This is a genomic window from Ruegeria sp. CE9, from assembly GCF_056537425.1.
In genome coordinates, this window is the sequence record NZ_JBQFRO010000008.1 from 102,849 (window position 1) to 122,784 (window position 19,936).

Sequence of the window (19,936 nt, forward strand, 5' to 3'; positions counted from 1 at the left end):
GATGCACGATTTGGTTATCTTTGATTGCGATGGCGTTCTGGTCGATAGTGAGGTGCTGTCCAATCAGGTCATGGTCGACAATCTCGCCGGATATGGCCTGCACCTGGCCTTGAGCGATTGTATGTCGATGTTTGTCGGCGGTACCATGTCGGGCGTGCGCAACAAAGCGCGCGAGATGGGGGCGGATCTGCCGGATGACTGGACCGAACAAATCTACGCCGAAATCTATGCCAGACTGCGCGAAGGCACACCGCTGATCGACGGCATTCCCGAATTGCTGGCGCAACTCGACACAAGCGGCATACCCTATTGTGTTGCCTCAAATGGTCGGCCCGAGAAAATGCAGATCACTCTGGATCAGAACGGGTTGTGGGAGCGGTTCAGTAAAGTGGTGTTCTCAGCCCATGTGCAGGGCAGCGCCAAACCTGACCCAGCGCTGTTTCTGACCGCCGCGCAGCATTTCGATGCCAAATCCCCGGTTGTGATCGAAGACAGTGAAAACGGCGTGACCGCTGCGATCCGGGCCAATATGCGCTGCCTTGCCTATGCGGCCCATGACGACGGTGCGCGGTTGTCTGTACTCGGGGCAGAGGTTTTCACAGATATGTCACAGGTGCCGGGGCTTTTGGGACTCTGACCGCAAAACGTGTTATGGTCGGCGCATGGACCGCGCCATTACACCTCCGCTTTGGACCTTTTCAACAGACAGCGATACCGCCTCAGGGCCGCCGACCAAACCTCTGCGTGCGCCGGTTTTCATCAACGACGCAGTGATCCCCTGGCGGGATGAGACATTGCTTCTGAAACTGTTACGCGATCAGGCGAGCGATCAGGACGAATAGGTCGGGTGATACTTGCCACCCGGTGAGAGCGTGAAAATCTCAACCCCATCCGCCGTTACACCGACCGAATGTTCAAACTGCGCCGACAGTGACTTGTCGCGGGTCACCGCGGTCCAGTCGTCGGCCAGTGTCTTGGTTTCAGGCCGTCCCAGATTGACCATCGGTTCGATGGTAAAGAACATACCCTCTTCCAACACGGCCCCGGTGCCCGGGCGGCCATAGTGCAAAACATTTGGCGGCGCGTGGAAGACACGGCCCAGCCCATGGCCGCAGAAATCGCGCACGACGCTCATCCGGTGTGCCTCAACATAGGCCTGAATCGCGTGGCCAATATCACCGAACGTATTGCCCGGCTTGACCATCTCGATGCCCTTGAACAGCGCGTCATGGGTCACTTGAATAAGCCGTTCCGCCTTGCGCGGCAGCTTGCCTGCCACATACATGCGAGAGGTGTCGCCGAACCAGCCATCAACGATGACAGTGACGTCGATATTCAGGATATCGCCATCCTTCAGCTTTTTGTCGCCGGGGATACCGTGACACACCACATGGTTCACGCTGATACAGCTGGCATGCTGATAGCCTTTGTAGCCGATCGTCGCCGAGGTCGCGCCCGCATCCTCGACCATCTGAGTGATCAGACCGTCGATTGCACCGGTGGTTTGACCGACAAAGACATGTTCAGCAATGTCATCCAATATCCGCGCAGCCAGCGCCCCTGCCGCGTGCATCCCGGCAAAGTCACCCTGTTCATAGATGCGGATACCGTCCTTAGTCAGACGGCCACGATGTTCTTTCATCGATGCGAGGCTCCAAATGTTGCGCGCAGCATGTCTTTTACGCTGCTTGTGCAGAAAGTTCCAGAGGGCTCGGCGTCACAGTCCGGATGACATTCCTCCAACCCCTGATATCCGAACCTTAAATTGACCAAAATCTCCGAGAGAGATAGTGTTCATGTCCGCTTACACAAGGATGATGTCATGAGCATAAGTAACCTGTTGGTTTTAGGGCTTTTGATTCTTATCACTTTGTGTGGTGTGATCTGGCTTGTGCGTAGCGCAAGACGAGTCGCTGCGCCAAAGACGCATGTGCCTCATAAACCCGGGCCGGTATACGATTCCGCCGAAATGGCACGCAGCAAAGAAGCTGGGAGCGGGTATAATCGTTGACTGGCTGATTTGATGAAAAATCCAAGAATCTGTTGCGCTGCTCATCCGTTTGAAGCGGTGATATCTCGTGTTCGATCATACCAGACTCCGTCAGGCGAAATGCGAGTGCAGCAGATTAACCGCTCCACCCCTTGCGCCTGCGCGTCCTCAAACGTCGCGGCATAGGTCGGATCAATGTCCTCAGCCAACGCGAACCGGTCGCAATCCGTGCGTTGCACCAGATACAGCATTATTGCTCGGTGGCCCTGCGCGGCCATCTTTGCCAACTCGCCCAGATGTTTGGTGCCGCGCGCCGTCACGCTGTCGGGAAACTCGGCCAGACCGGGCTGGCGGGACAGGGTGACGCTTTTGACCTCAACATAGGCGTCCGGCAGACCGGGCTGGGTCAGCAGGAAGTCGATGCGGCTGCTCTCGCCGTATTTGACCTCGGCCCGCAAGGTTTCATAGGCGGCCAATTCCGAGATTTCGCGCGCCTCCAGCGCTGCGCGCAGGGCCTTGTTGGGGACCGAGGTATCGACCCCGGTGAAATGCCCGTTCTCGTGATCCACCAGCCGCCAGCCGTATTTCAGCTTTTTCTTGGGATCATCATTGGGCTCCAGCCAAATTTTCTCACCCGGTTCAGCCAGCCCCATCATCGAGCCGGGATTGGCGCAATGGGCCGTCACCTCGCGCCCGTCTTCCAACGTACAATCGGCCAGAAAGCGTTTGTAGCGGCGGATTAGGCGGGCGGGGATAAGGGGGGTTTCAAATCGCATGGCCTAGGGCCTATACCTGCCCTAACGGTCGATCAAGAGGGAGGGCGTTCCATGGCCAATCCAACTGCTGCGATGCTGGTGATCGGGGATGAAATCCTGTCGGGCCGCACACGCGATGCCAATATGCACTATCTGGCGGCTGAGCTGACCAAGCAGGGCATCGACCTGAAAGAGGTCCGCATCGTCAGCGACGACGCCCCGGCGATTGAGGCGGCGGTCAAAGCACTGTCGCAGGCTCATGACCATGTGTTCACCAGCGGCGGCATCGGCCCCACCCATGATGATATTACCGCCGATTGCATCGCCCGTGCCTTTGGTGCGCATATCGATGTGCGCGATGATGCCCGCGCTTTGCTTGAGGCGCATTACGAAAAATCCGGGCTGGAACTGAACGCGGCCCGCCTGCGCATGGCGCGTATTCCGGACGGGGCCAATCTGATCGATAACCCGGTCTCGACCGCGCCGGGTTTTACCATCTCGAACGTCCATGTCATGGCGGGGGTGCCGCTGGTTTTTCAAGCCATGGTGGCCAGCGTTCTGCCCTCATTGACCGGGGGCAACCCGCTCTTGTCGCAAACCCTTCGCGTGGATCGGGGCGAGGGTGATATCGCCGCGACCTTGGCCGTGCTGGCCGAAGACTTCGACGACCTCTCCATCGGGTGCTATCCGTTTCAGACGAATGGCGTGTTTGGAGCAAATGTCGTGGTGCGAGGCACCGATGGCGGGCGCATTGATGCCGCGATGACCCGCCTTGCGAAAGAGATCGAGCTTTGAGCACCGATTGGGCCGCAATCGTCGATGGCACATGGCCCGCTGCGGCCTATCAGACGCAAGGAGCGTTCAAGTTGCGCCAGGGGCAGGGCGGTGGCTCACGCGTTTCAGCCGCCAGCCGTATCGGAGAGGTAACCAACGCAGATATAGACGCTGCTGAGACCGCGATGCGGGCGATGGGGCAGAAGCGCATCTTCTGCCTGTGGCCGGGGGATGAAGCGCTGGACGCGCAGCTTGCCGACCGGGGCTATGACATTCTCGACCCGGTCAATATCTACGCCTGCCCGGCGCAGCAGTTGACCGATATCCCGATCCCACGCGTGACCGTGTTCAACATCTGGGAACCGCTGGCCATCATGCGCGAAATCTGGGCACAGGGCGGGATCGGGCCGGAACGGCTGGCCGTCATGCACCGGGCGAAGGGCCCTAAAACCGGCCAGTTGATGCGGCGCAGCGATCAGCCTGCGGGTGCGGGCTTTGTTGCGATTCATGACGGTGTTGCCATGATGCACGCTCTGGAAATCCTGCCCGATCACCGCCGCCACGGTGTGGGCGCGTGGGCTATGCGTGCCGCGGCGTTCTGGGCGCTGGACAATGGGGTCAAGACGCTTAGCGTGATCTGTACCAAGGCGAATGACGGGGCCAACGGGCTCTACCAGTCGCTGGGGATGGAGATCGTCGGAGAATACCACTACCGACAGCGCATCTGAGGAGAGCGAATTGAACGCACAGGATATGCCCACCGCCCTGAACCTGCCAATGGCAGACCCGCTGCCGCCCGAGACGCAGAAATACTTCGATATCTGTGTCGAGAAACTGGGCATGGTGCCGAATGTGCTGCGGGCTTATGCCTTTGACATCGACAAGCTGAACGCGTTTACCGCGATGTACAACGACCTGATGCTGGCCGATAGCGGGCTGACGAAGCTGGAACGTGAGATGATTGCGGTCGTGGTGTCTTCGATCAACAAATGCTTTTACTGCCTCGTGGCCCATGGCGCAGCGGTGCGGCAGCTTTCGGGCGATCCTCAGCTTGGCGAAATGCTGGTGATGAACTACCGCGTCGCGCAATTGGACGCCCGCCAGCGCGCAATGCTGGATTTTGCCGCCAAGATGACCACCGCCAGCACCACGATCGAGGAAACCGACCGCCAGCACCTGCGCGATGCGGGCTTTACCGACCGCGACATCTGGGACATTGCCAATGTCACCGGCTTTTTCAACATGACCAACCGCGTGGCCAGCGCCACGGCAATGGTTCCAAACCCCGAGTATCACGCCCAGTTCCGATGATCCGCTTTCTGCTCCTTAGCCTTCTTCTGGCCGTGCCTGCCCACGCGCAAGAGCTGACGCTGCCCGCCAGCGCCCGGCAGATATCAGACCGCACCAGCGCGCTGGACAGCTATGACCTGCCTACCGGTGTGTTTGCCGATGGTGCGGTCCCCGTCCGCACCGTCGAAGGCCGGGTCGAGCGTCTGACATGGCGCCTGCAGGCGGGCTCGAGCACAACGCTACAAATCCTCGCTCCGCTACGGGATCAGCTTCAGGCGCAAGGCTTCGAGATCGCCTTTGAGTGTGAGGCCCGCACCTGCGGCGGTTTCGATTTCCGATTTGGCACCGAGGTTGTGCCAACCCCCGACATGTATGTGGCGATCCACGACTATCGGTTTCTGGCCGCCACACGGGGCGACGAGGTGCTGAGCCTGCTGATCAGCCGTAACCCGCCCGACGGCTATGTGCAAATGATCCGTGTGACCCCGGTGGGCACCCAAGCTGCGCCGCCACTGGTGATTGAAGAAACGGTCGACAGCTCGGCGGGTCTGCTTGGTGAGCTCATCAGCAATGGCCACGTCATCCTTGACGATCTGCATTTTCGCACGGGTGAAGTGGCGCTGGGCGAGGGGCCTTTTGCCTCGCTGAACCTGCTTGCAGGTTATCTGGCCGATAATCCCTCGACCCGTTTGGCGCTGGTCGGGCACACGGATGACACCGGCGCGCTGCAGGCCAATATTGCGGTCAGCACCAAACGGGCCGAGGCGGTGCGCACCCGCCTGATCGAGGCCCACGGCGTTGCCGCCGACCGGATCGAGGCACAGGGCGCAGGTTACCTCGCCCCGATCACCTCAAACGCCACGCCCGAAGGCCGCGATATCAACCGCCGGGTCGAGGCCGTCTTGTTGGTCAACTGACCCACCACAGATACAGCGGCAAGCCGATGGTAATGTTGAACGGGAATGACACGCCCAGCGACAATGTCAGGTAAATCCCCGCCTCCGCCTTGGGCAATGCGATCTTCATCGCCGCAGGTACGGCGATATACGAGGCCGAGGCTGATAGCACCATGAACAGGAACAGGCTGCCTTCGGGCAGGCCGATCATGGCGCCCACGACCCAGGCCATCAACGCACCAATCAGCGGCATCAGCACGCCAAAGGCAAACAGACCCACCGACAGCTTGTCCCGGTTGCCGATCAGGCTACGCCCTGCTGACAGGCCCATATCCAGCAGGAACAGGCACAAGATGCCGGTGAACGGCGTGACGATAAAGGGCGCAATCATCTGCATTCCTTCGCCCCCGGTAATCGCTCCGATCAGAAAAGCTCCGGTCAGCAGCACAATCGAGCCATTGGCCAGCAGATCGCGCCACAGCTTGTCATCTTTCACGCCGTTGCTGCCGGTCTTATGCGCCAGCCACAGCGCCGACAGGATCGCTGGTACCTCCATTGCGGCGGCCACAGCGACCATGAACCCGTCATGGGACAGCCCTACCAGATCCAACAGGCTGGTGGCGGTCACAAAGGTCACAATCGAGATCGAGCCATAGTGCCCCGCCACTGCAGCCGCGTTCAGCGGATCAAGCCGGGTCATCACCCGCAACAGGCCAAATGCCACGAAGGGAATCGCAAAGGACAGGGCAACGCCGCCCAATAGGGTCAGAAACAGCTGCAGGTGGATACCATGCGCGGCCAGGCTGGCCCCGCCTTTGAACCCGATAGCCAACAGCAGATAGAGCGACATGAATTTCGCCGCCCCTGCCGGGATCGAAAGATCGCTGCGCACGAATGCTGCCAACAGCCCAAGGGCGAAAAACAATATGGTTGGCACCAGCAGGTTGCTGGACAACGTTTCAATCACACCGGGCATGCTTAGACTCCTGTTCCCTCAGTTTCAGGGCTAGGTGCCTTGTCGAATTGATTTCGCCAAATACTATCTTTCTAACTTTTGCATAGTTATAAACTATGTATGCGCCCAACTTTACGCCAACTGGAATATATCGTCACCGTCAGCCGCTTGGGGCGTTTCAGTCTGGCCGCCGACGTTTTGAACGTCAGTCAACCCAGCCTGTCGGCCCAGATTGCAACGGTAGAACAAGAGCTTGGCGTTCGGATATTCGGTCGCAATCGCGGCGGCGTTCAGGTCACAGCAAAGGGTGAGGAATTTATCTCGCGCGCGCAAAAGATCCTTGCCGATGTCAAAGACCTGCGCCACGCCATGTCCAGCGATTTGCCGGTTGGCGGGCGCCTCCGCCTTGGGGTGTTGCCTTCGATCGGGCCATATCTGCTGCCGCAGGTCATCAAAGAGGTACACCGTCTACGCCCGGGTCTCCGCATTGTTGTGCGCGAAGAAAACACCCGTGATCTGGAACAGGGCCTTAAGACTGGTCGCTTTGATCTGATCTTGTCGACACCCGAAGACCATCCGAATACGATTCAACAACGCCTGTTCAATGAAACCCTCTGGGTCGCGGTTGCCGTTGATGACCCTTTGGCCCGCGATCTGCATGGCGTCGCGGCGCAGGACCTGCAAAACCGGCTATTCCTTACGCTGGATCAAAGTCATCGGCTTTCGCGCATCGTATATGCGCTTGCTGCAGAATGCGGTGGAGTGGTGTCAGATGAATATGAGGGCACAACGCTCGATTCCATTGTACTTATGGCGGCTTCTGGGGTTGGCGTCGCGATTCTGCCGGATCTCTATGCGCGCAGACAGGGCATTTACCGCGACGAGGTGCGCCTGCGCCCCCTCGCAATCCCGAATGCCAACCGCGATATCGCCCTATTGTCACGCAACACCGAATCTCCGCTGCCCGGGCAAACCGTGCTGACCGAAAGCCTGCGCTCGGTTGCGCGTGCCATGGGTCTATCAGTGATCGGCCCATAAAAAAGGCCCGCGCAATTCAGCACGGGCCATCTAGGTGCCGTAGGGAGAATTTTACCAGTCCATCGGGCCTTTTTCCGCAAAGGACTCGACGAGGAAATCGATGAAAGCCCGAACCTTTGGCTGGGTGAACCGGCCCGGCGGGTATACTGCATAGACGCCCTGAACCTCATCCGGCAGCGATGGCATCGCGTCCACCACCTCACCCGATTTCAGCGCGTCAGCATAGAGATAGCTGGGCAGATGTGCGATCCCCAGCCCTGAGATGGCCGCGTTCAGCAGCGACTGTCCATCATTCACGCTCAGCCAGCCAGCGGTGCGGACCTGACGCTTTTCACCCGAAGGCGCCGTCAGCTTCCACACGCTGCCCGAGGATTGGCTGGAGTAATGCAGCAATTTGTGTTCGTTCAGATCGTCGATCTTCTGCGGGCGACCGAACTGTTCGATATAGCTGGGGGCCGCAACCATGCGTTTTACCGTTTCGGTCAGCTTGCGGGCGCGCAGGGTGCTGTCTTCCAGCTCGCCAATGCGCACGGCCACGTCAAAGCCCTCGGAAATCAACTCAACATAGCGGTTGTTCAGCACCATGTTCACAGTGATATCGGGATAGGCCGACAGGAAATCCGACAGCACGGGCGACAGATGATTAACGCCGAAATCCGTCGCCACACTGATCCGCAGCAGACCAGATGGCGCAGATTGCATCGAGGTTACCAGCGCATCGGCTTCGCCTGCGTCGTTCAGCACCCGGCGTGCCCGGTCATAATAGGCCAGCCCGATTTCAGTAGGCGATACCCGGCGCGTTGTCCGGTTCAGCAGCCTTGCCCCCAACCGCGCCTCGAGGCTCGAGACGTGCTTGGACACGGCTGATTTGGAGATGCCCATTTTCTTGGCCGCGTCGGTGAAACCACCTTGGTCCACCACGTTGGAAAAGGCCTCCATTTCAGTCAGTCGATCCATTCTCGTACCCCAGGTCTTCTGTTCGTTGTCTCTTTATGGCGATCAATCTGGGCGAGAACTGGGCAGACATGGGATAATATCAGGGTTTTGAATCGGATCGTTTGCGACTGGGAAACGCCGAAGCGTCTGTAGGCTGCCCCCATGTATTCACCGTAAAACCCCGGTTTCTGGACTTTTTTCCAATCGTGCTATGCTGAGAATGGCATTTTTGTGACTACGGAGGAGATTATGAGACCCTTTTTGACAGCCGCCACCCTAAGTCTGTGCGCAAGCCTTGCCTGGGCGGGTGGACCAACACCATCGAACCCCGATGCAAAGGTCTATTTTGTCAATCTTTCTGACGGCGATACCGTGCAATCTCCCGTTACGATTGTATTTGGCCTCAGCGGAATGGGTGTTGCGCCGTCGGGAACCGAGAAGGAAAATACCGGCCACCATCATCTGCTGATTGATCGTCCGCCCATTGGACAAGGCGAGGACGGTGCGGATGAGTTGGCTTATGGCCTGCCTGCGGATGACAACCATATCCATTTCGGCGGCGGTCAGACCGAGGTGACACTGGAGATGACTCCGGGCGAACACACGCTGCAGTTGGTGTTGGGTGACGCCGGGCACGTTCCGCATGCCACGCCCATAGTATCCGAGGTGATTACGATCAACGTTGAATAGCGCGCATCAGAAGCTGGCCGCCAGCCGGGTCCCCTGATCGATTGCGCGTTTGGCGTCCAGCTCGGCGGCCACATCGGCTCCGCCAATCACATGGGGCGTTATCCCGTGTTCGATCAACGCATCGGCCAGAGACCGATCCGAGACCTGACCAGCGCACAGGACAATCGTATCCGCAGGGATCACGGTTGGGTTTTCGCGGGTTTCGCCAAAGCTGACATGCAGGCCGTCCCCGTCGATGCGTTCGTAATTCACGCCGCCTACGAAATTGACGTCCTTCATCTTCAGCGTGGCTCGGTGAATCCAGCCCGTTGTCTTACCCAACCCCTTGCCATGACGCTGCGCCTTGCGTTGCAGCAGCGTGACCTGACGTGCGGGAGCTTCGGGCTGCGGACCTTCGGGTGCCAGACCTGAGCGATGCTCGGCGGGATCGGTCACACCCCATTCTTTCATCCACAATGGAAGGTCCGTCGTCGGGCTGTGGCCGTCTTCCAGCAGGAACTCAGAAACATCGAAGCCGATGCCCCCGGCTCCGATCACGGCGACGGATTTGCCAACCTCGGCCTTGCCGCGCAGCACGTCGATATAGCTGAGCACGTTGTCCCGATCCTGCCCCGGTATCTGCGGATCGCGTGGGATGACACCAGTGGCAATGACAACCTCATCAAACGCGGTCAGATCCTCGGCGCTGACCTCGCGGTTCAGTTCGACCGTCACACCCAGATCATCCATCATGGTGCGGTACCAGTCGACCAGCCCCCAGAACTCCTCTTTCCCAGGCACCTGTTTGGCCATGTTCAATTGCCCACCAATCTCATGCGCCCGGTCGAACAAGGTGACGTCATGGCCGCGCTGGGCTGCTGTCATCGCGGTGGACAGACCAGCGGGCCCTGCGCCTACGATCGCAACCGTCTTGTGCGTCTCAGCCTTGTCGATCACCAGTTCGGTCTCATGACACGCACGCGGATTGACCAGGCATGAGGTTAGCTTGCCACTGAACGTGTGGTCCAGACAGGCCTGATTGCAGGCGATGCAGGGCGCGATCTTTGCGGCCTCACCGGCAATCGCCTTGTTCACGAAATCCGCATCGGCCAGCATCGGGCGGGCCATCGACACCATGTCGGCGCAGCCGGTCGCCAAAACCTCTTCGGCAACTTCGGGCGTATTGATCCGGTTCGAGGTGATCACCGGGATGCCGACCTTGCCCATCAGCTTCTTGGTGACCCACGCAAAGGCCGCGCGCGGCACCGATGTTGCAATCGTGGGAATCCGCGCCTCGTGCCAGCCGATCCCTGTATTGATGATTGTGGCCCCGGCCTGCTCGATCCGCTGTGCCAATTCCACAACCTCGTCGTGGGTCGAGCCATTGGGCACCAGATCGATCATCGACAGGCGGTAGATGATGATGAAATCACTGCCTACAGCCTCGCGCGTGCGACGCACCACCTCGATGGGCAGACGCATCCGGTTCTCGTATGAGCCGCCCCAACGGTCGGTGCGCTTGTTGGTGTGGGTCACCAGAAACTGGTTCAGGAAATACCCTTCGGACCCCATTATCTCGACCCCGTCATAGCCCGCCTTTTGGGCCAGGACGGCGGCATTCACGATATCTGCGATCTGCTTTTGGATGCCTTCCTCGTCCAATTCATGCGGCGGGAACGGAGAGATTGGTGACTTCACCGGGCTGGGGGCCACGCATTTCGGCCCATAGGCATAGCGCCCTGCATGCAGGATTTGCATCGCGATCTTGCCACCGGCCTCATGCACGCGCTGGGTAACAATGGAATGGTTCGTCACCTCGGTGTCATTGGTCATCATCGAGGCACCCGGCAGCACCGATCCCTCAAGGTTCGGGCCAATCCCACCCGTCACCATCAAGGCCACACCGCCGCGCGCGCGATCCGCATAGAACTCGGCCACGCGGTTCCAATCGCCGGTCTCTTCCAGCCCGGTATGCATCGAGCCCATCAACACGCGGTTCTTCAGCGTGGTGAATCCCAGATCCAGCGGGGCCAGCATGTTTGGGTACGCAGTCATGGCAAACTCTCCCTCCCGTCATTGCCCGTCAGATTGACCTTCGCGTCAGCGTTGTCACGCGAAACCTAACGTCATTCTCTTTGCCTTTGGCGCACCGCTTGCTAGAGACGCAGCAAAGCATGTTCACGAGGCCCGTATGACACCTGATGAGATCGCCAAATTGCCCTACCGCCCTTGTGTCGGGCTGATGCTGATGAATGCCGAGGGCCAGATTTTCGTGGGCCAGCGCAACGACCGGCACAAAGACGCCTGGCAGATGCCTCAAGGCGGTGTGGACAAGGGTGAAGACCCTCGCGATGCGGCGCTGCGCGAACTGTGGGAAGAAACCGGGGTGACCGCAGATCTGGTCGAAATCATCGCCGAATCCGACAGCTGGCTGCCCTATGATCTGCCGCACGATATCGTACCCAAAATCTGGAAGGGCCGGTATCGCGGGCAGGAGCAGAAATGGTACCTGATGCGCTTTCTGGGCCGGGATGAGCAGATCAATATTCAGACGGACCACCCGGAATTCACCCGCTGGAAATGGCAGGAGCCGGGGCAATTGGTGGCCGAGATCGTGCCCTTCAAACGGGAAGTCTATGAACAGGTGGTTGCGGCATTCGCCGATCATTTCAACGGATCACCATAATCTCCGCTTCCGACACATAGACGTGAGGGGCGTGGCTCACGTGCCCATGCCCATCTAGGTCTGGATGTATGAAAGATACATCCGACGCTATTCCATCGATCACCCCTGCCGGACGCAAGTTCACCGGCACTGACCGAAAAGCACCGCTGCGAAGCGGGTTGCAAAGATGTGGCGAATACGGCTCCGGGCAAACCGCGGGTCGGTTCTATCCCATCGCTTGTGTGGCCTTGGAAGTGACGCAAAAGTGCAATCTGGATTGCACCCTGTGTTATCTCTCGGACCGGGCAGAGATGACCTATGATCCGCCGTTATCGGTTCTGTTTGCGCGGCTTAGAACGGTCCACAGCCATTATGGCCCCGGTGTCTCGGTTCAGTTGACGGGCGGCGATCCGACACTGCGCAAGATTCAGGATCTTGAGGCATTGTGCCGCGAGATACGGCGCTTGGGCATGCGTTCCTGCCTGATGACAAACGGCATTCGCGCCAGCCGCGCTGCATTGACGCGATTGGCGGCGGCGGGATTGGATGATGTGGCCTTCCACGTCGACCTCACGCAAGAGCGCAAAGGTTTCGAGACTGAGATAGAACTGAACAAAGTGCGCCGTGCCTATATCCGGCGCGTTCAGGGACTGGGTCTGCGGATTCTGTTCAATACGACCGTGTATGGTGGAAACTTCCACGAAATCCCGGCGCTGGCGCGATTCTTTCGTGATCAGCCCGAGGTTCACTTTGTCTCGTTCCAGATGCAAGCTGATACCGGGCGCGGTGTTCTACGAGCCCGCCCCGACGAGATCACACAAGCCAGTGTGATGCAGGCCGTTGAGGCGGGGTATGAAACACCGCTGCATTTCGACACGGCTGCGGTTGGGCACTCGAAATGCAACCGCTATGGCAGCGTGGTCGCTGCGGGTGGGCGGGCTGTTTCGGTCTTGTCGAATACCAAGCTTGTGCACCGCGTCATCGACGCTTTGGCACAGCAGGATCGTTCAGAAGACGGGCATCTGGATATCCAAGACGCCGTGTCACGCTTGGCGTTGCGTCGTCCGATGCTATCGGCGCAGGCCGCGCTCCACCTTGCAGGTTGCGTTCTGCGGCTGGGGTCCGGGTTGCTGCGCGGGCGTGTTCGAAGGCAGTCGGTGTTCATCCACAACTTCATGGCAGCGGATGCGCTTGACGAAGATCGCTGCGCCTCATGCGTCTTCATGGTGGCGACTGCGAACGGCCCATTGTCGATGTGCGTTCATAACGCGCAGCGCGATCTCCATTTAGCGGAACCGGATCAGATCGATGGCCCCACCGGCCCCAGCTGGTGGAATGCGGCCTCGCCCAAATTGGCGGCCAGCCCCAACTTGCCTGACCTCAGCGATCCATCCCTTGCGCCGCTCAAACGCCTGAAGGGGCAGATGCGGGCAGAACGATTGAACAGGAAAGATGCATCATGAGAAAGCTGTTGATCGTTCTGATATTGCCCCTGTTGGCAGCCTGCGCAAGTGTCGAGCGTTTGGCGTTGCCCAAGGTTGCCCCGCTGCCGGACACATCGCTCACCCGCACTGCGCCTCCGCCGGGCGAGCGGGTGGATCATCGCGATTGGTCAGTATTTTTAGACAGGTACGTGATGCGCGACGCCAAAGGTGTAAATCGCGTGGCCTATGGGCAGGTAACGCAGGCGGACCGGGCGCGTTTGGATAGGTATCTGACCGAATTGCAGGCGGTTGATCCGGCCGGGCTGACGCGGGATCGGCAACTGGCCTACTGGATCAATCTCTATAACGCGCTGACGGTGGATTTGATACTTGAGAACTATCCGGTTGCCTCGATCCGTGACATCACCGATGGGGCGTTTTCCTTTGGTCCCTGGGATCGCCCGCTGGCAGTGGTCGCCGGGCAGAGCCTGACGCTGAACGATATCGAACATCGCATCATTCGCCCTGCTTTTGATGAGCCGCGCATTCACTATGCACTGAATTGTGCGGCAGTGGGCTGCCCGAACCTGATGGCGCGTGCCTGGCAAGCCGACACGTTGGAACGCGACCTCGCCGCTGCGGAACGCGCCTATGTCAACGACCCGCGCGGAGTGCGGTTTGACGGGCGCGAACGGTTGATCCTGTCAAAGATTTACGTCTGGTTCCGGGAAGATTTCGGCCCGAATGAGAAGGCGGTGATTGCCTATCTCGAAACGGCGGCAGAGCCGGAGCTAAGGGCGCGGTTGCAGGATGCGCCAAGGGTCAATGCCTATGAATACAACTGGGCACTTAATGACGCGGCTGGGGGCTCCTAACCGCGCATAGAAAAGGCCGCAGGCCGCCAGGCGATCGCCGGACCGCGATCTGGCAATCGCGCGGCTTAGCGCTCTACAGTAACCCTTCGGCGCGTAGCAATTCCTGCATATTCGCCTCGGGCCGCGGGCCGATATGGCTGATCACCTCGCGGGCGCAAACGTTGCCGATGCGGGCACAGGTCGCATAATCGCGGCCTGTTGCCATGCCATAAAGGAACCCGGCGGCGAATTGATCGCCCGCGCCGGTCGCGTCCACGGGAACGACCTTTTCGACCGGGACATCGATGCGCGCGTCGCCGTTCAGAACGGTCACCCCGTCACCCGACCGGGTGCAAACAACCAGAGGGCAAATCTCGGCTGTCTTTGCCAATGCCTCTTCCAGATCGTCGGTTTCGAACAGCGATTTGATCTCGGCCTCGTTGCCGATCACAAAATCCAGTTCGTTCTCGATCAGCAGCAGGAAATCCACCCGGTGCCGTTCTACGCAGAACGGGTCAGAAATGGCGATACCCGCCTTGCCGCCACCCTTGTGGCAGTTGCGCGCGGCCTCCAAGAACGCTGCCTTGCCCTTTTCCTTGTCGAACAGATAGCCTTCGAGGAACATGATCTGGCTATTGCCCGCCACCTCTTCCGCAACGTCCTGAGACGACAGTTCGGACGAGATACCCAGATAGGTGTTCATCGACCGCTCGCCATCGGGCGAGACAAAGATCATTGAACGCGAGGTCGGCAGCTCTCCGCCCGGCACTGGCGGGTTGACGAAATCCACGCCATCCTCGTTCATCGCGTCCGCATAGAACCGGCCCAGCGCGTCATCATGCACCCGCCCGATGAAAGCGGAATCCAATCCCAAAGCGCCCGCCCCGGCGATGGTATTGGCGACCGAGCCACCCGGCGTCTGAACCCTACCCTCCATCGAGGCATAGAGTACCTCGCCGCGTTCCTGCTCGATCAGCTGCATAATGCCTTTTTCGATGCCCATCAGCTCAAGGAAACTGTCATCGGCCTGGGAAATCACGTCCACAACGGCGTTTCCGATGCCGGTCAGTTGGTAGGTTTTCATTCGGTTTTGTCCTCAAATTCGCAGAGATCGCGGATGATACAGGTCGGGCACTGCGGTTTGCGTGCCTTGCAATGATAGCGGCCATGCAGGATCAGCCAGTGATGCGCATGCAGCTGGAAGTCAGTAGGGATGTTGTCTTCGATGGCGCGCTCAACCGCGTCCACGTTCTTGCCCGGGCAGATGCCAGTACGATTGCCAACGCGGAAGATATGCGTATCCACCGCCTGCGCCGGATATCGCCACCACATGTTCAGCACCACATTGGCGGTCTTGCGCCCCACACCCGGTAGCGATTGCAGCGCAGCGCGGGAATTGGGCACTTCGCCACCATAATCTTCGACCAGAATACGGCTCAGCTTGATCACATTCTTGGCCTTCTGGCGGAACAGGCCGATGGTCTTGATATGCTCGATCAGACCGGCTTCGCCCAGATCCAGCATTTTCTGCGGCGTATCGGCGATCTTGAACAGCTCGCGGGTGGCCTTGTTGACCCCGGCATCGGTCGCCTGCGCCGACAGCGCCACAGCGACCACCAGTGTATAGACGTTCACATGATCCAATTCGCCCTTTGGCTCGGGATCAGCCTCCTGAAACCGGGTAAAGATCTCGCGGATCCGGTGATATCCAAGCTGTTTTGCCATTCCGGCCTTAATGCCGCCCGCCGGGCCGCGATACAAGCCCAAAGCCATTGCGCATGTTCCGGGTCGCGGGGGCGTGACCTGCACGCTATGATTTACCCAAGCGAATGAGGTGAGACCCATGAACATCCAGAACCCGGAAAGCGGATATCACTACAACGTCATGCGGCGCGCGATTGAACTGATTGATCAGGGCGGGGAAAGCCTCAGCCTTGATGAGCTGGCGCGCCAGATGGACATGAGCACGGCGCATTTCCAGCGCCTGTTCTCACGCTGGACTGGGGTATCGCCCAAGCGGTATCAGCAATACTTGACGCTGGGCCATGCCAAGGCCTTGTTGCGGGAACGGTTCACCACCTTGGAGACCGCACATAACGTGGGTCTGTCCGGCAGCGGGCGTTTGCACGATCTGTTTCTGAAATGGGAATCCATGAGCCCCGGCGAATACGCCCGCAAAGGTGCGGGTCTGACAATCTATTGGGGCTGGTTCGAAAGCCCCTTTGGCCCCGCGCTGGTTATGGGAACCGATAAAGGCATATGTGGCATGGCCTTCGGCGCTGAAACCGGCGAAGAAGACGCGATGGAAGACATGCTGTCTCGCTGGCCGCTGGCCGCATTTGTCGAGGACCCGATGCGCCTGCGCCCGTGGGTGCTTAGCGCCTTCGGTGCGGCTAGTGACCGGTTGGAACCGACCCCTTTGTACCTGATCGGCTCACCGCTGCAGATCAAAGTGTGGGAAGCGCTAATGCACATCCCCTCGGGCCAGGTCACCACCTATTCTGAGATCGCTCAGCGCGTGGGCTCCCCCCAAGCGGTACGTGCCGTGGGTACCGCCGTCGGTCGCAACCCGGTCAGCTGGCTGATCCCGTGCCACCGAGCCCTGCGCAAATCAGGTGGCTTGGGCGGCTATCACTGGGGACTGCCGGTCAAACGCGCCATGCTGGCCTTTGAGGCAGCCCAAGCCGACGCCTGATTGACATTCTGGCGCGTCGTTGCCATATGGCACGGCAGGTTCGGGTCCCCTGCCGTTCGCGGCCTTTTGGCTTTGGTGAAACCCGGTTGAATCACATCTGTTGCCCTTTCCAGGCGCGCGGATGGCAATGCGAACCCCGTCCAGATTTCGCGCCCGTTTCAGGAAACGAGGCACCTTATGACACATACTCAAAACATCGCTCCGGTTGCTGAGCTGAAAGAGCAGGCAAAACGCTTGCGCAAACGTCTGCAGGACACCGGAGTGAAGCTATCACATAGCGAAGCGCTGGAACTGCTGGCGCATCAACACGGTGCGCGGGATTGGAACACACTGCATGCCATAGCCGGTAATCGAATGCAGTTGCGCGTCGGCGACCGGGTCGAGGGCCGTTACCTCGGGCAGCCGTTCACTGCTGCAATCCGCGGCCTGACACTGTTGGGTGATGGATCGCATCGCCGGGTGACCCTTCAGTTCGACGCGTCCGTGGATGTGGTCCGGTTTGACAGCTTTTCGTCCCTTCGCCAGCGTGTGACCGGAGAAATTGGCTGGGATGGACGCTCCACCCGCCACACCTCGGACGGAGAGCCGCAGCTTATCGTCCGACCTGCCTAAAAACAAAGCGAGGCACCCTTGTGGTGCCTCGCATTTTGATACCACAAAAACCGGGTTATTCGGTGGCCCAGCCCCCGACGGCCTTGACCTCAAGGAAATCCTCCAGGCCCCAAACCCCGCCTTCGCGGCCGTTTCCGGACTGTTTCATCCCGCCAAACGGGGAGCCCGCGCTGCGCGACTGGCCATTCATTTCAACCATGCCCGAACGCAAGGCCCGCGCCATGCGATTGGCGCGCGCACCGTCTTGGGTTTGGACATAGTTGGTCAGGCCATAGGGTGTGTCATTGGCAATCTCGATGGCCTCTTCCTCGGTGTCGAAGGGGATCATGGTCAGAACAGGGCCAAAGATTTCCTCGCGCGCGACGGTCATCTGGTTGTTGGCATCGGCAAAAACCGTTGGGCGCACATAATAGCCCTTGTTCAGCCCCTCTGGCCGACCCGTGCCGCCTGCAACCAGACGTGCACCCTCATCAATACCCTTCTGGATCAGGTCCTGAATCTTGGTCCACTGCACCTCATTCACCACAGGTCCGATATGACGGCCTTCCTCGGATGCGCTGGCAACAGTCACCTTGCCCGCCACCTCGGCGGCCGTCTCAACCGCCTTGTCATAGACCGGGCGCTGCACCAGCATCCGGCTGGGCGCGTTACAGCTTTGGCCGGTGTTGTTCATCATATGCAGCACACCGCGCTTGACGGCCTTTTCATCCGCATCCGCGAAAACGACGTTGGCCCCTTTGCCGCCCAGTTCCAGATGCACTTTCTTCAACGTATCCGCTGCGTTCTTCGAGATCGCGGTGCCCGCGCGGGTCGAACCTGTGAAGCTTACCATATCCACATCCGCATGCCCCGAGAGCTGAGAGCCTACGCCCACGCCATCGCCATTGACCAGATTGAACACGCCAGCGGGGAATCCAGCCTCATCCATCATCTCGGCAAAGATCATCGCGTTCAGCGGGCTTTGCTCGGACGGTTTCAGAACCATCGTGCAGCCTGCAATCGCGGCGGCCCCGACCTTGAGCGTCACCTGATTCATCGGCCAGTTCCATGGGGTGATCAGGGCGGCCACACCCACCGCTTCATAAATGATCCGGTCATTCGGCGCATGATCGCCCAACGGGCGCTCGAATTGGAATGCCTTCGCGGCGCGGACAAAGTTTTTCAGGTGAAAGATACCCGCGCCCGATTGCTGGCTGCGCGCCATATCGATCGGTGCACCCATCTCCATCGACATCGCCTGTGCCAGGTCCTCGGAACGCGTGGCATAGATATCGACCAGTTTCTCGACCAACGCGATACGCTCTTCGACCGGGGTTGCCATCCATCCGGGCAGGGCGGCTTTGGCCGCAGCAACCGCGGCGTTTGTGTCCGCCTCTGACCCCAGCGAGATCACCGCGCAGGGCTCTTCGGTCGATGGGTCGATCACCTCGAAATCATTCGGTGCTGAAGGGGTGACCCATTTGCCGTTGATATAGAAGTTTCGTTTTTCGATCATGGCTCATCCTCCGGAACAGGAATCAATCGACCGGTCGGTCGGTTTTCATGTGCACTCTGTCACCCAGCCGGGTGTCGGGCAAGGGTAAATCATAATTTGATCAAATTATCTATCCACCGAATCTTCTGACAGAGCAACATGAATGGTTTAACCTTTGCGCAAAGTGATTAGGTTGGCAGCAACCGACTCGCGATTGTTCACAGGAGAGGAGTTTTCCAATGGGTTTGCGCATCAATGACACGGTCCCGAATTTCACCGCAGAAACAGATCAGGGCACCGTCCAGTTCCATGACTGGATCGGCGACAGCTGGGCCATCCTGTTCTCGCACCCCAAGGACTTTACCCCTGTCTGCACGACCGAGTTTTCGGCAGTTGCGCAGCTGAACGACGAATGGGCGGCGCGGAACACCAAAGTGATCGGCGTGTCCGTGGACGGTGTCGAAGATCACAAGAAGTGGAAGAAAGACATCGAGGCCTATGGCAACGCCAATCCCGGTTTCCCGATCATCGCCGATGATGGTCTGGCCGTGTCCAAAGCCTTCGACATGCTGCCGGCCGAGGCTTATCTGCCCGATGGCCGCACCCCTGCCGACAGCGCAACCGTACGCTCGGTCTTTATCATCGGACCGGACAAGCAGCTGAAACTGTCGATGACCTACCCGATGACCGTGGGCCGGAACTTTGCTGAAATCCTGCGTGCGCTGGATGGTCTGCAGATGAGCGCCAAGGGCGTCGCAACCCCCGCCAACTGGGTGCCGGGTGAGGATGTGATCATTCCACCGGCGGTGTCTAACGACGAAGCCAAAGAGAAGTTCGGCGAGTTCGAAACGATCTTCCCCTATCTGCGCAAAACCAAAGCGCCATCGTGATTGGATAATGGGCAGGGGG

General features: G+C 59.3%; 22 protein-coding genes. 14 read left to right on the forward strand and 8 right to left on the reverse strand.

Translation table 11 applies throughout. The features are described from left to right. Position 1 precedes the first annotated feature (1 nt). Positions 2–637: an HAD family hydrolase gene (locus ACR0B3_RS15720; protein ID WP_480809918.1), complete on the forward strand. Its 636-nt coding sequence runs from the start codon at positions 2–4 to the stop codon at positions 635–637. 25 nt (positions 638–662) lie between these two features. Beyond that, entirely contained in the window at positions 663–842 is a 180-nt protein-coding gene (locus ACR0B3_RS15725; RefSeq protein WP_480809919.1) for a hypothetical protein, read from the forward strand. On the opposite strand, the gene map is transcribed toward ACR0B3_RS15725, so the two are convergent. Together map and sfsA are read right to left on the reverse strand one after the other, a co-directional pair. Continuing rightward, positions 830–1,642, reverse strand: a complete 813-nt coding sequence (gene map, locus ACR0B3_RS15730) for a type I methionyl aminopeptidase (protein WP_170684298.1) — start codon at positions 1,640–1,642, stop codon at positions 830–832. The two genes, ACR0B3_RS15725 and map, sit on opposite strands and share 13 nt — an antisense overlap. Before the next feature lie 410 nt (positions 1,643–2,052). Beyond that, a complete protein-coding gene (sfsA, locus tag ACR0B3_RS15735) occupies positions 2,053–2,766 on the reverse strand; it encodes a DNA/RNA nuclease SfsA (RefSeq protein WP_480809920.1) in 714 nt (237 codons plus the stop codon). A 51-nt stretch (positions 2,767–2,817) separates the two neighbouring features. Here sfsA and ACR0B3_RS15740 point away from each other — a divergent pair, with 51 nt between their 5' ends. Genes ACR0B3_RS15740 through ACR0B3_RS15755 form a run of 4 tightly spaced genes read left to right on the forward strand, consistent with a single transcriptional unit; the run spans position 2,818 to position 5,726 of the window. Beyond that, complete coding sequence (locus ACR0B3_RS15740; RefSeq protein ID WP_170725209.1) at positions 2,818–3,540, forward strand: molybdopterin-binding protein; 723 nt, start codon at positions 2,818–2,820, stop codon at positions 3,538–3,540. Next, positions 3,537–4,247: a GNAT family N-acetyltransferase gene (locus tag ACR0B3_RS15745; protein ID WP_480809921.1), complete on the forward strand. Its 711-nt coding sequence runs from the start codon at positions 3,537–3,539 to the stop codon at positions 4,245–4,247. The genes ACR0B3_RS15740 and ACR0B3_RS15745 overlap by 4 nt, the downstream gene beginning before the upstream one ends. A gap of 25 nt (positions 4,248–4,272) precedes the next feature. After that, positions 4,273–4,830, forward strand: coding sequence for a peroxidase-related enzyme (locus ACR0B3_RS15750; protein WP_480809991.1), 558 nt, complete (start codon positions 4,273–4,275; stop codon positions 4,828–4,830). Next, the gene (locus ACR0B3_RS15755; protein WP_480809922.1) at positions 4,827–5,726 is read left to right on the forward strand and encodes an OmpA family protein; all 900 of its coding nucleotides are present in this window, start codon (positions 4,827–4,829) and stop codon (positions 5,724–5,726) included. The genes ACR0B3_RS15750 and ACR0B3_RS15755 overlap by 4 nt, the downstream gene beginning before the upstream one ends. Here the strand turns inward: ACR0B3_RS15755 and ACR0B3_RS15760 are convergent. Beyond that, entirely contained in the window at positions 5,719–6,681 is a 963-nt protein-coding gene (locus ACR0B3_RS15760) for a sodium-dependent bicarbonate transport family permease (protein ID WP_480809923.1), read from the reverse strand. The genes ACR0B3_RS15755 and ACR0B3_RS15760 overlap by 8 nt on opposite strands. Positions 6,682–6,780: 99 nt before the next feature. Between ACR0B3_RS15760 and ACR0B3_RS15765 the strand changes: the two genes are divergently transcribed. Beyond that, the gene (locus ACR0B3_RS15765; protein ID WP_480809924.1) at positions 6,781–7,698 is read left to right on the forward strand and encodes a hydrogen peroxide-inducible genes activator; all 918 of its coding nucleotides are present in this window, start codon (positions 6,781–6,783) and stop codon (positions 7,696–7,698) included. A gap of 51 nt (positions 7,699–7,749) precedes the next feature. On the opposite strand, the gene ACR0B3_RS15770 is transcribed toward ACR0B3_RS15765, so the two are convergent. After that, positions 7,750–8,655: a LysR family transcriptional regulator gene (locus tag ACR0B3_RS15770; RefSeq protein ID WP_480809925.1), complete on the reverse strand. Its 906-nt coding sequence runs from the start codon at positions 8,653–8,655 to the stop codon at positions 7,750–7,752. Between the two features lie 228 nt (positions 8,656–8,883). On the opposite strand from ACR0B3_RS15770, the gene ACR0B3_RS15775 reads away from it, so the two are divergent. Then, a complete protein-coding gene (locus ACR0B3_RS15775) occupies positions 8,884–9,324 on the forward strand; it encodes a DUF4399 domain-containing protein (RefSeq protein WP_480809926.1) in 441 nt (146 codons plus the stop codon). Between the two features lie 6 nt (positions 9,325–9,330). Here ACR0B3_RS15775 and ACR0B3_RS15780 read toward each other — a convergent pair whose 3' ends face one another. Further along, complete coding sequence (locus tag ACR0B3_RS15780) at positions 9,331–11,358, reverse strand: 2,4-dienoyl-CoA reductase FMN-binding domain-containing protein (RefSeq protein ID WP_480809927.1); 2,028 nt, start codon at positions 11,356–11,358, stop codon at positions 9,331–9,333. Positions 11,359–11,494: 136 nt separating this feature from the next. Here ACR0B3_RS15780 and ACR0B3_RS15785 point away from each other — a divergent pair, with 136 nt between their 5' ends. The 3 genes from ACR0B3_RS15785 (at position 11,495) to ACR0B3_RS15795 (ending at position 14,267) form a co-directional block, all read left to right on the forward strand. Continuing rightward, on the forward strand, positions 11,495–11,989 hold the full coding sequence (locus tag ACR0B3_RS15785; protein WP_480809928.1) for an RNA pyrophosphohydrolase: 495 nt from the start codon (positions 11,495–11,497) through the stop codon (positions 11,987–11,989). A 68-nt stretch (positions 11,990–12,057) separates the two neighbouring features. Beyond that, positions 12,058–13,431 carry a radical SAM protein gene (locus ACR0B3_RS15790; protein WP_480809929.1) on the forward strand — a complete coding sequence of 458 codons (1,374 nt, stop codon included), beginning with the start codon at positions 12,058–12,060 and terminating at the stop codon, positions 13,429–13,431. Continuing rightward, the gene (locus ACR0B3_RS15795; protein WP_480809930.1) at positions 13,428–14,267 is read left to right on the forward strand and encodes a DUF547 domain-containing protein; all 840 of its coding nucleotides are present in this window, start codon (positions 13,428–13,430) and stop codon (positions 14,265–14,267) included. The genes ACR0B3_RS15790 and ACR0B3_RS15795 overlap by 4 nt, the downstream gene beginning before the upstream one ends. 73 nt (positions 14,268–14,340) lie before the next feature. On the opposite strand, the gene ACR0B3_RS15800 is transcribed toward ACR0B3_RS15795, so the two are convergent. Both ACR0B3_RS15800 and nth read right to left on the reverse strand, forming a co-directional pair. Beyond that, positions 14,341–15,330 (reverse strand): adenosine kinase, encoded by a 990-nt coding sequence (locus ACR0B3_RS15800; RefSeq protein ID WP_480809931.1) that lies wholly within the window; start codon positions 15,328–15,330, stop codon positions 14,341–14,343. Continuing rightward, positions 15,327–15,971, reverse strand: coding sequence for an endonuclease III (nth, locus tag ACR0B3_RS15805; RefSeq protein WP_480809992.1), 645 nt, complete (start codon positions 15,969–15,971; stop codon positions 15,327–15,329). Before nth ends, ACR0B3_RS15800 begins: the two co-directional genes overlap by 4 nt. A gap of 118 nt (positions 15,972–16,089) precedes the next feature. Between nth and ACR0B3_RS15810 the strand changes: the two genes are divergently transcribed. Both ACR0B3_RS15810 and ACR0B3_RS15815 read left to right on the forward strand, forming a co-directional pair. Next, a complete protein-coding gene (locus tag ACR0B3_RS15810) occupies positions 16,090–16,941 on the forward strand; it encodes a methylated-DNA--[protein]-cysteine S-methyltransferase (RefSeq protein WP_480809932.1) in 852 nt (283 codons plus the stop codon). Between the two features lie 177 nt (positions 16,942–17,118). Then, entirely contained in the window at positions 17,119–17,553 is a 435-nt protein-coding gene (locus ACR0B3_RS15815; RefSeq protein WP_480809933.1) for a glyoxalase superfamily protein, read from the forward strand. A gap of 55 nt (positions 17,554–17,608) precedes the next feature. Here the strand turns inward: ACR0B3_RS15815 and ACR0B3_RS15820 are convergent, their stop codons facing one another. Further along, entirely contained in the window at positions 17,609–19,048 is a 1,440-nt protein-coding gene (locus tag ACR0B3_RS15820) for an aldehyde dehydrogenase family protein (RefSeq protein ID WP_480809934.1), read from the reverse strand. Between the two features lie 218 nt (positions 19,049–19,266). On the opposite strand from ACR0B3_RS15820, the gene ACR0B3_RS15825 reads away from it, so the two are divergent. Beyond that, complete coding sequence (locus ACR0B3_RS15825; RefSeq protein ID WP_170408508.1) at positions 19,267–19,917, forward strand: peroxiredoxin; 651 nt, start codon at positions 19,267–19,269, stop codon at positions 19,915–19,917. Positions 19,918–19,936: the final 19 nt, after the last annotated feature.

What these genes read in the sequence shown, in the direction of transcription:
- ACR0B3_RS15720 (WP_480809918.1), top strand. Translation starts at nt 2, where the DNA reads ATGCACGATTTGGTTATCTTTGATTGCGATGGCGTTCTGGTCGATAGT.
- ACR0B3_RS15725 (WP_480809919.1), top strand. Translation starts at nt 663, where the DNA reads ATGGACCGCGCCATTACACCTCCGCTTTGGACCTTTTCAACAGACAGC.
- map (WP_170684298.1), bottom strand. Translation starts at nt 1,642, where the DNA reads ATGAAAGAACATCGTGGCCGTCTGACTAAGGACGGTATCCGCATCTAT.
- sfsA (WP_480809920.1), bottom strand. Translation starts at nt 2,766, where the DNA reads ATGCGATTTGAAACCCCCCTTATCCCCGCCCGCCTAATCCGCCGCTAC.
- ACR0B3_RS15740 (WP_170725209.1), top strand. Translation starts at nt 2,818, where the DNA reads ATGGCCAATCCAACTGCTGCGATGCTGGTGATCGGGGATGAAATCCTG.
- ACR0B3_RS15750 (WP_480809991.1), top strand. Translation starts at nt 4,273, where the DNA reads ATGCCCACCGCCCTGAACCTGCCAATGGCAGACCCGCTGCCGCCCGAG.
- ACR0B3_RS15755 (WP_480809922.1), top strand. Translation starts at nt 4,827, where the DNA reads ATGATCCGCTTTCTGCTCCTTAGCCTTCTTCTGGCCGTGCCTGCCCAC.
- ACR0B3_RS15760 (WP_480809923.1), bottom strand. Translation starts at nt 6,681, where the DNA reads ATGCCCGGTGTGATTGAAACGTTGTCCAGCAACCTGCTGGTGCCAACC.
- ACR0B3_RS15765 (WP_480809924.1), top strand. Translation starts at nt 6,781, where the DNA reads ATGCGCCCAACTTTACGCCAACTGGAATATATCGTCACCGTCAGCCGC.
- ACR0B3_RS15770 (WP_480809925.1), bottom strand. Translation starts at nt 8,655, where the DNA reads ATGGATCGACTGACTGAAATGGAGGCCTTTTCCAACGTGGTGGACCAA.
- ACR0B3_RS15775 (WP_480809926.1), top strand. Translation starts at nt 8,884, where the DNA reads ATGAGACCCTTTTTGACAGCCGCCACCCTAAGTCTGTGCGCAAGCCTT.
- ACR0B3_RS15780 (WP_480809927.1), bottom strand. Translation starts at nt 11,358, where the DNA reads ATGACTGCGTACCCAAACATGCTGGCCCCGCTGGATCTGGGATTCACC.
- ACR0B3_RS15785 (WP_480809928.1), top strand. Translation starts at nt 11,495, where the DNA reads ATGACACCTGATGAGATCGCCAAATTGCCCTACCGCCCTTGTGTCGGG.
- ACR0B3_RS15790 (WP_480809929.1), top strand. Translation starts at nt 12,058, where the DNA reads ATGAAAGATACATCCGACGCTATTCCATCGATCACCCCTGCCGGACGC.
- ACR0B3_RS15795 (WP_480809930.1), top strand. Translation starts at nt 13,428, where the DNA reads ATGAGAAAGCTGTTGATCGTTCTGATATTGCCCCTGTTGGCAGCCTGC.
- ACR0B3_RS15800 (WP_480809931.1), bottom strand. Translation starts at nt 15,330, where the DNA reads ATGAAAACCTACCAACTGACCGGCATCGGAAACGCCGTTGTGGACGTG.
- nth (WP_480809992.1), bottom strand. Translation starts at nt 15,971, where the DNA reads ATGGCAAAACAGCTTGGATATCACCGGATCCGCGAGATCTTTACCCGG.
- ACR0B3_RS15810 (WP_480809932.1), top strand. Translation starts at nt 16,090, where the DNA reads ATGAACATCCAGAACCCGGAAAGCGGATATCACTACAACGTCATGCGG.
- ACR0B3_RS15815 (WP_480809933.1), top strand. Translation starts at nt 17,119, where the DNA reads ATGACACATACTCAAAACATCGCTCCGGTTGCTGAGCTGAAAGAGCAG.
- ACR0B3_RS15820 (WP_480809934.1), bottom strand. Translation starts at nt 19,048, where the DNA reads ATGATCGAAAAACGAAACTTCTATATCAACGGCAAATGGGTCACCCCT.
- ACR0B3_RS15825 (WP_170408508.1), top strand. Translation starts at nt 19,267, where the DNA reads ATGGGTTTGCGCATCAATGACACGGTCCCGAATTTCACCGCAGAAACA.